At 34.4% G+C, this 12782-nt stretch carries 14 protein-coding genes; 8 read left to right on the forward strand and 6 right to left on the reverse strand.

Annotation, left to right across the window (positions count from 1 at the left end; genetic code table 11):
- The first annotated feature begins 4 nt into the window (after nt 1–4).
- The 4 genes from sdhC to K1X44_07720 are packed head-to-tail and all read left to right on the forward strand — an operon-like array spanning nt 5 to nt 3451.
- A complete protein-coding gene (sdhC, locus tag K1X44_07705; protein ID MBX7147176.1) occupies nt 5–403 on the forward strand; it encodes a succinate dehydrogenase, cytochrome b556 subunit in 399 nt (132 codons plus the stop codon).
- 42 nt (nt 404–445) lie between these two features.
- Nucleotides 446–823, forward strand: a complete 378-nt coding sequence (gene sdhD / locus K1X44_07710) for a succinate dehydrogenase, hydrophobic membrane anchor protein (protein MBX7147177.1) — start codon at nt 446–448, stop codon at nt 821–823.
- A 35-nt stretch (nt 824–858) separates the two neighbouring features.
- Complete coding sequence (gene sdhA / locus K1X44_07715) at nt 859–2652, forward strand: succinate dehydrogenase flavoprotein subunit (protein MBX7147178.1); 1794 nt, start codon at nt 859–861, stop codon at nt 2650–2652.
- A 19-nt stretch (nt 2653–2671) separates the two neighbouring features.
- The gene (locus K1X44_07720) at nt 2672–3451 is read left to right on the forward strand and encodes a succinate dehydrogenase iron-sulfur subunit (protein ID MBX7147179.1); all 780 of its coding nucleotides are present in this window, start codon (nt 2672–2674) and stop codon (nt 3449–3451) included.
- Nucleotides 3452–3453: 2 nt separating this feature from the next.
- Here the strand turns inward: K1X44_07720 and K1X44_07725 are convergent, their stop codons facing one another.
- The 3 genes from K1X44_07725 to tsaA form a co-directional block, all read right to left on the reverse strand.
- Nucleotides 3454–4890 (reverse strand): DUF4139 domain-containing protein, encoded by a 1437-nt coding sequence (locus K1X44_07725; GenBank protein ID MBX7147180.1) that lies wholly within the window; start codon nt 4888–4890, stop codon nt 3454–3456.
- A 53-nt stretch (nt 4891–4943) separates the two neighbouring features.
- On the reverse strand, nt 4944–5540 hold the full coding sequence (locus tag K1X44_07730) for a hypothetical protein (GenBank protein ID MBX7147181.1): 597 nt from the start codon (nt 5538–5540) through the stop codon (nt 4944–4946).
- Nucleotides 5541–5618: 78 nt separating this feature from the next.
- Complete coding sequence (gene tsaA / locus K1X44_07735) at nt 5619–6086, reverse strand: tRNA (N6-threonylcarbamoyladenosine(37)-N6)-methyltransferase TrmO (protein ID MBX7147182.1); 468 nt, start codon at nt 6084–6086, stop codon at nt 5619–5621.
- Nucleotides 6087–6294: 208 nt separating this feature from the next.
- Here tsaA and K1X44_07740 point away from each other — a divergent pair, with 208 nt between their 5' ends.
- Together K1X44_07740 and K1X44_07745 are read left to right on the forward strand one after the other, a co-directional pair.
- Entirely contained in the window at nt 6295–7059 is a 765-nt protein-coding gene (locus K1X44_07740; protein MBX7147183.1) for a peptidoglycan-binding protein, read from the forward strand.
- A 182-nt stretch (nt 7060–7241) separates the two neighbouring features.
- Nucleotides 7242–7778: a cytochrome c family protein gene (locus tag K1X44_07745; protein MBX7147184.1), complete on the forward strand. Its 537-nt coding sequence runs from the start codon at nt 7242–7244 to the stop codon at nt 7776–7778.
- Between the two features lie 178 nt (nt 7779–7956).
- Here the strand turns inward: K1X44_07745 and K1X44_07750 are convergent, their stop codons facing one another.
- From K1X44_07750 to K1X44_07760, 3 genes are all read right to left on the reverse strand, one after another.
- A complete protein-coding gene (locus tag K1X44_07750; GenBank protein ID MBX7147185.1) occupies nt 7957–8466 on the reverse strand; it encodes a hypothetical protein in 510 nt (169 codons plus the stop codon).
- Between the two features lie 389 nt (nt 8467–8855).
- Entirely contained in the window at nt 8856–10073 is a 1218-nt protein-coding gene (locus tag K1X44_07755; protein MBX7147186.1) for a glycosyltransferase family 4 protein, read from the reverse strand.
- A 152-nt stretch (nt 10074–10225) separates the two neighbouring features.
- Nucleotides 10226–11134 (reverse strand): SDR family NAD(P)-dependent oxidoreductase, encoded by a 909-nt coding sequence (locus K1X44_07760; GenBank protein ID MBX7147187.1) that lies wholly within the window; start codon nt 11132–11134, stop codon nt 10226–10228.
- 7 nt (nt 11135–11141) lie between these two features.
- On the opposite strand from K1X44_07760, the gene K1X44_07765 reads away from it, so the two are divergent.
- Nucleotides 11142–11957 (forward strand): tetratricopeptide repeat protein, encoded by an 816-nt coding sequence (locus K1X44_07765; GenBank protein ID MBX7147188.1) that lies wholly within the window; start codon nt 11142–11144, stop codon nt 11955–11957.
- Between the two features lie 103 nt (nt 11958–12060).
- On the forward strand, nt 12061–12782 hold a 722-nt coding region (locus K1X44_07770; protein MBX7147189.1), incomplete at its 3' end, for an undecaprenyl-diphosphate phosphatase.

Raw genomic sequence — 12782 nt, forward strand, 5'->3', positions numbered from 1 at the left:
AAAAATGCTTAAGCCACCTAAATCAACCGCACAGCCACTTTCCCCCCATTTAACAATTTATCGTATTCAATTAACCTCCTTATTTTCTATCTTTCATCGACTAAGTGGGATTTTCTTATCTGTGGGATCTTTAATATTTGTTTATTGGATTTGGTCACTTGCAGCAGGAGCTCAATCTTACATACAAATGCAATCAATTTTTCAATTATGGATTGTTAAACTTCTCTTATTCTTTTGGACATTTGCTTTTTTTTATCATTTAGTTAATGGTATCCGGCATCTCTTTTGGGATTTTGGAAAAGGATATCATTTAACCCATATATATTATAGCGGTTATATCACTTTATTTTTATCAATTGTTATAACCTGCCTTATGTGGGGACATATATTAAAGTATTTTTAATTTGTATCTTTTAATCATCAAAAATAAAGTTAGATCATTTCCATGAGCAAAAATTTTTCTATTAAAAAATCTGATAATTTTAAAGGTGGGTTTGATCATTGGTGGATACAACGTCTAACAGCACTCGTTCTAATCCCCCTTTCTTTATGGTTTATAACCAGCCTTTTGACCCATTTTAATCAAAGTTACCAAGAAGTAATTTCATGGCTTTCATCCCCTTTGTCTGCGTTCCTTATGATGGCTATGATGATTTCAATATTTTGGCATGCACAAATAGGACTTAATACAATAATTGAAGATTATGTGCATCATTCAACCCCTAAAATTGTTTTGCTTCTTATTAATAAATTTTTATGCATATTCTTAGCCGGATTTAGTTGCTTAACTTTATTATTTATTATATTGGGAGACCCCCATTGAGTACAGTTTCAAAAAATCCAAATTCTACTTTTACAATTGGAAATATCGCTTATCCCATTATTGACCACACTTATGATGTTATTGTGGTTGGTGCTGGGGGTGCCGGCCTTAGAGCCACATTAGGGCTTGCAGAAAAAGGATTGAAAACAGCATGCATTACCAAGGTTTTTCCAACACGAAGCCATACTGTTGCAGCCCAAGGTGGTATAAGTGCCGCCCTTGGGAATATGGGGGAAGATAATTGGTATTGGCATATGTATGATACTGTTAAAGGGTCAGATTGGCTCGGAGACCAAGATGCGATCGAATATATGGTTAGAGAAGCTGCACCTTCTATTATTGAACTTGAACATTATGGGGTACCCTTTACCCGCACGGACGAAGGAAAGATTTACCAAAGACCCTTTGGGGGCATGACAACCCATTTTGGTAAAGGCATTGCCCAACGTACCTGTGCCGCTGCAGATCGCACAGGACATGCCATTTTGCATACACTTTATCAACAAGCCCTTAAAAATAGGGCCGAGTTTTTTATCGAACATTTTGCCCTTGATTTAATTATGGATGGCGAAAACGAATGTCGTGGAATTGTGACATGGGATTTGACAAATGGAACTATTCATCGTTTCAGATCCCACATGACTATTTTAGCAACCGGAGGGTATGGGAGAGTATATTTTTCATGCACATCTGCCCATACATGTACAGGTGACGGTAATGCTATGGTATTGCGCGCGGGATTACCGCTTCAAGATATGGAGTTTATTCAATTCCATCCCACAGGCATTTATGGATCTGGATGTCTTATTACCGAAGGTGCCCGAGGAGAAGGTGGCTATTTAACGAATAATCAAGGTGAACGTTTTATGGAACGCTATGCGCCTTCAGCTAAAGATTTAGCATCCCGAGATGTTGTAAGTCGTGCTATGACAATCGAAATTCGTGAAAAACGCGGGGTTGGTTCTCATCAAGATCATATTCATCTTCATCTTGAACATTTAGATCCCAAAGTTATCCATGAAAAACTGCCAGGTATTGCCGAAACGGCACGGATTTTCGCAGGTGTTGATGTAACCAAAGAACCTATCCCTGTTCTTCCTACATGCCATTACAATATGGGTGGTATTCCCACAAATTATAAAGGGGAGGTTTTAACTATTCGTGATGGGAATCCAGATGCTGTTGTCCCAGGACTTATGGCAATTGGGGAGGCTGCATGCGTATCAGTGCACGGGGCAAATAGACTTGGATCCAATTCTTTATTAGATTTGGTTGTTTTTGGTAGAGCTGCGGCACTACGCTGCGCAGAGCTTATTAAACCAAATACACCTGCCAAAGCTTTACCGGCTTCTTCTGAAGTATTGGCTTTGTCTAGATTAGATACTTTAAGACATAGTAAAGAACATATGCCAACAGCCCAATTACGTCTTGAAATGCAAAAAATTATGCAAAGTGATTGCGCTGTTTTTCGAACAGGTGAAAGTTTATCCATCGGCATAGAAAAATTAAAGAAAGTATGGGAACAGCAAAAATATTTATCTGTTCAAGATCGCTCTTTAATTTGGAATAGTGATCTCATGGAAGGATTAGAATTCCAAAATTTACTTATTCAAGCCCTTGGCACCATTTGTTCAGCTTCTAATCGCCAAGAAAGCAGAGGTGCACATGCACGTGAAGATTTTAGTAAAAGGAATGATAAAGATTGGTTAAAACATACCGCATTTTGGTGTGATGAAAATGGTCAAACTAAAATTGATTATCGCCCCGTCCATACAAATTCTTTAAGTCAAGAAATTCAACCTTTTCCTCCGCAAGAGCGGGTCTATTAATTTTAATTGAGGTTTAAAAATGATACCTTTATCACTTATCCCTTCCAATTTTAAAGAAGGAAAAAAATATAAAGCATCAAAGTCATCTAATTCCATTAAAACTTTTAAAATATATCGTTGGAATCCAGATGATCATCAAGACCCCCATATAGATCATTATGAAATTGATACCAAAGAATGTGGTCCTATGATTTTAGATGCGTTAATCAAAATAAAAAATGAAATTGATTCAACATTGACCTTTCGTCGTTCATGCCGTGAAGGGGTTTGTGGTTCTTGTGCCATGAATATTGATGGCACTAACACCTTGGCGTGTACCAAATATATTTCAGATATAAAAGGAGATATTAAAATTTATCCCCTACCCCACATGCATGTCATTAAGGATCTAGTTCCCGATCTTTCAACTGTCTATAAGCAATATGCCTCGATTGAGCCTTGGCTTAAAAATGATGGCCCTGCTCCATCTGAGGAAAGAATTCAATCTCCTGAAGAACGAGCAAAGCTTGATGGTTTATGGGAATGCATTTTATGTTTCTGTTGTTCAACCGCTTGCCCCAGCTATTGGTGGAATGGGGATCGATATCTTGGGCCTGCTATTCTTTTACAAGCCTATCGATGGATTGCTGATAGCCGTGACAGTGCCAAAAAAGAACGGTTAGAAAATTTGGAAGATCCTTTTCGTCTGTATAGATGTCATACCATTATGAATTGTACCAAAACATGTCCTAAAGGATTAAATCCAGCCGAAGCTATTGGAAAAATAAAAAAAGAAATTATGTCCTATCATTTAGGCTAAGCTTATTCGGGTAATTTCACTCTAACCTTAAATGTTAATTTAGCTTTATTTTGACCTTCGACTGGGACTATCCATTTCGCTTGTTTTGTATTTTTAGAGTCATTTTGAAAATTTGTTTGCACAATTTTCCATTCACCTGGAAAATTTTCTATAAAGGTCACAAAAATTTTTTGTTTTTTTGCATTTTCAATATCAATTTCATAAGCACTTTCATAAATATTTTTTGCTATTTGTTCAAAACTTACTTGTCTTGGTTTTGCAGTTACATCAAAAGCTTGTCCCAACATGACGTTCACAGAACTTGATTCTGGTATATGCTCTATCGAATCTTCACCCAAAAAAATTCCTTGGCCTTTTTCATCATTTTTATAAACACGTACAATACCTTTGGGTAAAGGCAAGCCTAAGCCCGCTTCTTTTTTATTGTCCATTGTTAAATTAACCACGGGATGAATTTGTTCAGATTCGTCAGCCTGTTTCATTAAAACATAATTTTGCGTTAAATCTGCAAATTTATATTCTTTAAGGGCTTTGACATTTGAAACTGATAATAACGCCACTTGTTTAGTTTGGTTTTGCAAAAGTGTTATGGGTGTATCTAAAGTGTAAATATGATAATCAAAAAAAGATTGCGAGGCGGGTAGCGGTGCAACCGCTGCCATCGCCATGGGCTGTCTTACCATATCCATTTTTTCTCTAGCCCCCCCACCTTCATAAACTTGATTAACTGTACCAGCCACTAGTTGAATATGGGCATTTTGATACACATTATCTGTTTGGTTGATTAAGGTCACATATCCTTTAAGATCAAGTTTATTTTCATCTTGATTAAGAAGCGCCACATAATCAGCACGCCATGAAAATCCCCTGGTTAAGTAACTTAATTCTATCGACCCGGAATTTGTTTTTTCGGTTTTTACTTTTAAAACTAAGGTTGGTTTTGGTCTTAAATAAGGTGGAAGAGATGAATAAATAATACGCTCTGGCGTCACTATTTCAATACGATTACCTATTTTAAGAATAGCATTCCCTTCTGCCACATTTAAAATTTCTGCATCTTCAACTTTATCTGTTCGGGGTTGGGATAAAGGTGGTATCACTTTAACTTTGCTGCCAATTGACTTTTGAAGAAGATTTTGGGGTGTTAATAAATCAAAATTAAAATTTTGTTCTATCACAGAAAATGTTGGATCATTAAGGGCATAAAGGGACGCTGTTTCTGGTTTTATCAAAGAGCTTACATCAATAAAGGCAAGATCATTAATGCCACTTTGGAATTGGATTTCTCTTTGATCTTTGATCAAAGCTAAATCATCATTATAAATAGTTAAAAAGAGAGTCTTTTGTTGCTCTACACCTAGTTTTATTTCTTCAGCATGGGTTGACATATTAATTAAGAAGAAAATAAATACCCATACAGCTTTTATATTATTTTTCACAATAAATTCCCCATTACAAACTCTTATATCTATTGATTAAACTATTGAAAAAATCATGATATAAATTGACGCTCTATTTCAATCAATGATCCATCTTTAAAATAAGCCAAAACTTTAACTATATTTTTGTTATGATCGTACCATATGTTACGATTAAATTCACCGGTTAATTCATAGTGGTTAGTTTCTATTTTATGTGATCCTATTAATAAATTTTCTGCCCCATGATTAATGACTTTAATCTTTCTTATTTTTCCTCTTACCGTATCTAAAATAGAATCTTGGTTAACTAAATTTATGTTCCATAAACTTGATGGAATAAGTGTTTCATCCAAATATTGAGGATCTTTTTCATTATAAATAAGTTGTATTTTATTTTCTATTTGTGTGGCTTTGACTTCACGATCTTTACCATTATCATTTGTTGTTGCGTCTAATAAAATTAATTTTCCATCTTTCCATTCTTCTCGCGCTTGATGTTCAAATCGATAGAACGCAACCCCTAACCATTTTACAATAACCTCAGCTTCAATTGAAACAATTTGCTTTTGTTGTTCCTGACTAAAAGCCATTTTATAATATCCCACTTCTTCATTATTACGTTTTACCTTATAAAATAAGGTAATGTTTTCTTTAAAAGCAAATGACATATCTTCTGCCAAAGCAGAGGGGAATATGAAATTAATCCCTATAATAAAAAATATAAATTTTTTTAAAAACATACTATTCTAATAATAAACCTTCATAATTTCTGTCATCCAATTAGGTTGATAAACATCACCCCGGGGACCAAATTCTTGAACATAGGGTTTAATATCAAGAAGTGGGGTTTGATCGAGCGCATCTAATCCTTGGACAATGATATTTGTTTTCTCAATAGAAATCAATTTACAACATGAAAGTCCAAGTTTATTGGGTCTATGTTTAGCCCGTTGGGCAAAAATACCTATTTTGGGCAAATCTAATCTATCTCTCGGGTGTCGTGCCTTTGTTTCAATCGTTTGATCAGCAACTTGGTGCATAAAAAAAATAATCTCTAAATGTGAGAAATTATTTAATCCTTGGAGAGATTCTTCAGAAAAAACTTGGGCATCAAGTTCTACTATAGATTCAACATCATCCCAATGATCATCTTCCCTATTCTTTCTGGAAGAATGAATAATACCAATAGGAACAAGTGTAATCGGTGTTAACATATAATTACTAAAATTTGTTTATAAAATAGAATTTATATGATATGAAATATCCAATTAGAACTTATTAAAAGCATTAATTGGAATAACTATCTTGCCATGGATTTCTAGCTATTGTAAGAGAAAATGCACAATTAATCTTAAATATATTATGTTAAAGTTCTATCGTAATTTCACAGTAACATAAATTTAATATAAGAGGTTTTACGCAGTGTTTAAAAAAATTTTATTAACAACCGTAATTTTCACAGGTTTAGTTAGTCTTAGTGGCTGTAATACCGACATGCAAATGGGTAGCAGCAGTGCAAAGACCGTAACAACAGGATCCGCAGGTCCTGGTGGTAGCAGTAATGCAAGTTCTACCTTGCAACATTGTCAACGTCCTATGGGAACAATTGCTTTGGTTGAAAACGAGATACCAGGCCTTGCTCAATATGGACTTCAATCACCTGTCCCCTTATTACGTTTAATGGTTCAACAAAGTAATTGTTTCCAAATTGTAGATCGTGGACAAGCCATGAATAACATCATGAGAGAACGCCAATTAATGAGTTCTGGCCAACTTAAACAAGGAAGTAACTTTGGTGGCGGTCAAATCGTAGCTGCAGATTACAGTTTAACACCTAATGTTATTTTCTCAAATCAAGATGCAGGTGGTATCGGTGGTGGGCTTGCTGCCTTTGTTCCCTATGTTGGTGGTGCTTTATCAGGTGGGTTAAAATTCAAAGAAGCCCAAACTATGTTAGCTATTACAGATAACCGCAGTGGTCTTCAAATTGCTGCTGCCGAGGGAAGTGCATCCAAATCTGATATGTCTATTCTTGGTGGATTATCAGGCTTTGGGGGTGGTTACGGTGGTGCCGTTGGTGCCGGTAGCTATACAAACACAGCCGAAGGTAAAGTTGTAGCTGCAGCTTTTGCAGATGCGTACAATCAAATTGTTAGCGCTGTTAAAGCTTCTGCACCAGCTAAGTAATTTGTAATTACATAAAGCTTGAAATATTGGGTTATTTTTAATTAAATAGCCCAATATTTATTTTATAAATATTAGCCATTATGCGTCATAGTGACACACTGTTTTAAAAATAGTTTATAGCTATGATTTGAAAATTATAAGATTATTTTAATTAAAGTTTTGGGTTAGATTTTAGCTATATTATGTCATCTTTTGAAAAAAATAAAATCATTGCTGCTTTATTAACCGGTGGTTTGATCGCCATGGTAAGTGGCCAAATAGCCAAACATCTTGTCCAACCCCATTATACTGAAAAACCTGCTATAGAGTTGCCAGAAACAGTTACAGCACAAAAAGATGCCGCACCCAAAGTAATTGAACCTATCAGTCCTTTATTAGCGAAAGCTGATGTAACAGCCGGTGAAGCTTTATCAAAAAAATGCCTAAGCTGTCATAGTTTTGAAAAAGGTGGACCCAATAAGGTTGGGCCTAATCTTTGGAATATTGTGGGAAATAAACACGGCCATGCTGCCGATTTTCCTTATAGTAAAGCTATATCTTCTATTGATAAACCTTGGAATTATGAAGAGTTAAATATTTTTTTAGCATCCCCAAAAGATTATGCACCAGGCACTAAAATGAGTTTTCCAGGATTTAAAAAAACCGAAGACCGCGTTAATATTATTGGTTGGTTACGTTCCTTAAGCGATAATCCCCAACCTCTTCCCGAGTCGAAATAAATAACACAAAAACCATTGATGTAACCTTCATTATCTACCATTTTTTTGGTTAGTATATAATTACCATAATGATCACTTGAACTATTTCTATTAGCTGATCTTATCATCAAAGCTTAATCATATTTATACCAGGTTTTAAGATAATAATTTATACAAACCCTAAATTTATAGCCGTCTCTTAGAAAGGAGAATGTGTTGGTTCTTTAGACATATTTTTTTCATATGCATTTATTTGATTATATTGTTTATCTTTAACAAAATTATTGCCTCGAGGATTAACCCAATTTTTAATCTTTTGTAGTCTTTTTGCTTGAGTTGGGGAAGGTTGAATCGTTTTAGGATTCAAAGGGTGTGCATAGTGATTGACCATCCATTTTGTTGTCGCAAGTACCATACGACTATAAGCCAATCTTTGTGAAATTGTTAAAGTAGAATTAGGATTTTCTAATAAATTATAAGCATTTTTTACAATATCATTGGCACGATCCGTTAAAATATCTGAATATAAATGTTTAGCTCTTTGATATTTTGCAAAAAATTCTTCTTGGTCACAAAGCCATATCATTATTTGATCTAAATTTGGAAATTCATCCCCTAAATTTTCTAACCCATATCCCTGCGTAATTTTTATACAAATTTTTTGTCCTATAATTGGATCATAAGGAATATTTTCAAAGCTACCAGACATGATAATCCTTTCTAAAATTAATTGAATTTATAGGATTGTTAATATTATAGGCTTATTCCTATCACATTTTGAAAGGTTTGTCTAGTCTTATTTTTTAAATTATTGAAATGATCTCTCTAAAAAGAGATTTTATTAATTAATTTAAAAGTTAAGTATTAAATTAAACCCTTAGAAAATAATAATATTTATAGTTTTTGAAAATAATCAGCAATCGACAAACCGGCATCATTATGTTTGTATCAAAGTTGCCATTTTTCATTTAATTGGTCTGAGTGATAAAAATAAATGACGAAATAGGACAAAGACATTATGGTAAGAATTGGCCTACCTACTACTTTTTCAAGTGCACAAGCTGTTTCCTATGAGACCTAGAAATTTAAAATAATTTTTTACGACCCAAGATCGCTTCGCAATATTTCCCAATAAACTTGAAGCGTTTTTTCACACATAAGTTCTTTGGAAAATCGTGCATGAACATTGGCAATAGCTTCCCGCGCTAATACTTTACGTTCATTCACAGAAAGATGAAGAGCTTGAGCAATAGCATCGGCTAACATACCTGGGTTATTGGGTGGAACCAACCATACCATTCTTCCAAATTGTGCTTGTTCACGAACCCCCCCATGATCGGCTGCAACCACCGGTCTTCCCATGGCTTGGGCTTCAGAAATGATACAGCCAAAGGGCTCTGGCTTAATTGATGGACAAACCACCACATCTGACAACATATAAGCTGCGGGCATATCTTTACATTCATTATAGATATAAACCTTATCGCTTAGCCCATGTTGTTGGATCAAAGCTTCTAATTCTGCATAATAATTATGACTTTTTTCATTGTACCCAATCATAAGACAAAAAAAGTCAAGCTTACGCAATCGGGCCATAGCTTGAATCATTTGCTCATGACCCTTCCAACGCAAAAGCTTTGTAGGCATCAAAACAATAGGCACCCCATCTGGCAATCGCCATTGGCTTGATAATTGAATTAAACGTTCTGCCCCAACACGTTCTGGATCAAAACGTAAAAGATCTACCCCTTGATGAATCACTCTTATTTTATCTTCTGGTACAGAATAATTATCACGAATAACATCCGCCATAAAATCAGATACAGCAATAATTTTGTCGCCTTTTGTCATAATTTCATAATAATTTTTCCGAAGCCCTCCATTTCTATCATATAAATCTTGGAAGGTTGTGATCAAATGACATTCAGCACGTTTGATAGCTTTTAAAACTGAGGGGGCTGGTTCTCTGTGATGCAAATGAATAATATTAATTTTATATCGCCAAATAAGCATTAAAAGCCGCATAACATTAAACCGCATCGTGATTGGATTTTTACGATTAAGAGGCAATTCAATATGCTTTGCCCCTGATCTTACAATATCACCTACAAGCGGCCCACCTGACGATGCAACAAAAGAAAATCCGCCCGCTTTATGGACTGCAGCGGCTATATCAATGGCAGCTCTTGATGAACTTGATAAAGATGCTTCTGACAATATTTGTAAAACAACGGGTTTTTTGTGATAAGAAGGCCATGGTTTAAGTGATTCATTTAATTTATATGAATCCAAATTAACATTTTTATCAAAAACCATTTTTTTCCTCGTTATCTACAATCACGTCTACAACAATAATAACAACTTTATTAAAATCAATAAAATGATCGCTTTATCATAGCAAACCGTTTTTTAATAAAAAACCAAATTATTCTTTTAAATTCTTTTCTTAAAGAAATATAGAATTATCTTTAGTGTTTTGAAAAATAATTTTTATTCGTATTATAAAGAGTAATTAATCCTTGTTTATAGGTAGGTTGGTCTAATTGGACACCAAATTCAACCTTCATTTTATGATTTGAAATGCGTTTATTATCAACATAAAAACTTTTTATCATCGGGGTAAGATTGGGATCATTAAGATCTGTTGTTAAAGGATAAGAACAAGTCAAAAGGTTGGTCGCAAAATTTAAGATATCTTCATTAAAACAGGGTAAATCATCACAAATATTATAAATTTTTCCAGGTGTCGGATACGCTAAAGATAAGCTTAATATTTTAATTAAATCGTCTATATATATGCGATTAAACACTTGACCAGGTTTAATAATATGGCGTGCTTTCTGAGCAACCAAATCTTCTAACACATTTCGGCCTGGTCCATAAATACCTGCTAGTCTAAATATATGAATAGGTAAATTAAAATTTTGCCACAAATCCATCCAAGATTTTTCTGCTTTTATCCGCCTTTTCCCTCGTTCAGTTTGGGCTAAAAGATTACTCTTCTCATCTACCCATTTCCCTTGCCAATCCCCATAAACACTTGTCGCTGATAAATAACCAATCCATTTTACACGTGAAGATATTTTTAATAACCATTCTCGATGTTTAGATATAACAAGATCCCCTTCATCTGTGGGGGGAATAGAAATTAAAATTGAATCAACATCTTCTAGTAATTTTTCTGGAATTTTTTCATTTGAATTAAAATCAAACTGAAAAGGTACCAAATTTTGATTATTATCAAATTCTTGTTTATCTTTCGTCCGATAACTTGCTATAATTCTTATATTATATTTTTGTAAATAATGATAAAAAGCACGTGCTGTATACCCAAAACCCAAACATAATAACTGACGTGGTTGAAATAATTTTTCCATGATTGCTATGAAGCATTTATATAAATTTTTATATTATTGCAAAAAATTATATTTACTTTATTTTCTTGTGCATTTTTATTGTCATTTCTCTTATGCCGCATCTTTTAACAACCCTAATTTAGAATTTAGACAAGCACAAGAATATAATGCATGTATGACCTTGGCACGACGCAAACCCGAAGAAGGCTTTGAATCTGCATTAGCTTGGTCCAAAGAGGGAGGTGGGGCACCTGCTGAACATTGCATTGCAATTGCTCTTATTCAATTAAATAAATTTCCTGAAGCTGCCTTGCGCTTAGAAAAAGCAGCAACATTAATTAATAAAGGGGAAGAAAGTTTGGCCGCAGAACTTTTAGGTCAAGCAGCGCAGGCTTGGTATCAAGCTGATCGTCTTGATTTTGCTTATCTTCTTCAAAGTCGTGCTCTTAATCTGGACCCCCAAAATATTGATCTTTTTATTGACCGTGGTGTGATTCTTGTTGAATCAGGAAAATACCAGGAAGCATTAGCAGATTTTAATCAAGCTTTAACTTTATCACCCCAAAAAATTGAAGCCCTTGTTTATCGCGGTACTGTTTACAGGATTCTAGATCAATTAGATGATGCAAAAAAAGATATCAATCAGGCTTTACTTATTAATTCTCATTATCCTGAAGCCCTCTTAGAACGAGGAATATTAAAACGTCTCTCTCAAGATAATGAAGGAGCAAGGCAAGATTGGATAGAGGTTCTTAAACTAGCTAAAGATACACCTACAGGGGAGCTTGCCCAACGTAATATTGAAAAATTAGACATTAATCTTCCCTCAAATACAGAAAATTAATGTAATTTTTGTATTGCTAAAAATAAAAACTGATAGTTTATTAAATCTAATCTAAATTTATTATTATTTATTAAATTAAATCCAACACCCAAGGGGGTCTTATTTGGAAGTCTATCAAATTTTAACTTTGGCCCTCGTGCAAGGATTAACAGAATTTATCCCTGTCAGTTCTTCTGCCCATCTTACACTTATACCTGCCTTAACAGGATGGTGTAATCAGGGATTAGGTATGAATGTCGCTTTTCATATTGGCACAATGATAGCTATCATTGTGTATTTTTGGGATGATGTAAAAAGCATGTTAATCGGCACTTTAAGACTTACGATAGGCCAAATTGATTATGGTGGAACCTTAATAGCTATTCTTTTATTAGCCACACCTCCAGCTTTAATCGCCGGATATCTTATTGATCAATATGCCCAAGAATTTATTTATGATTTATCTTTGATAGGATGGGCTCTTATAGGATTTGGTATTCTTTTATATCTTTGTGATAAAATGGGGTTAACCATCAGAAAATTTGAACATCTTACAATTGGTCATGCTCTTATTATTGGATTTGCCCAAGCTTTTGCCTTTTTACCAGGTGTAAGCCGTTTGGGTATTACCATAAGTATGGCAAGATTATTAAATTATGAACGGACAGAAGCTGCAAAATTTTCTTTTTTATTATCCATCCCAATCATCATGGCTTCTGGTATTTATAAGGGGTTACAATTTTATCGCGCGCAAAATTTTGAAATTTTAGAATATGCCGTTTATGGTATTATTTTTTCTTTTATTGCAGGGTTAATGACCATATCTCTCATGATGCAATGGATGAG

The organism is Alphaproteobacteria bacterium, from assembly GCA_019695395.1.
GTDB lineage: Bacteria > Pseudomonadota > Alphaproteobacteria > JAEUKQ01 > JAIBAD01 > JAIBAD01.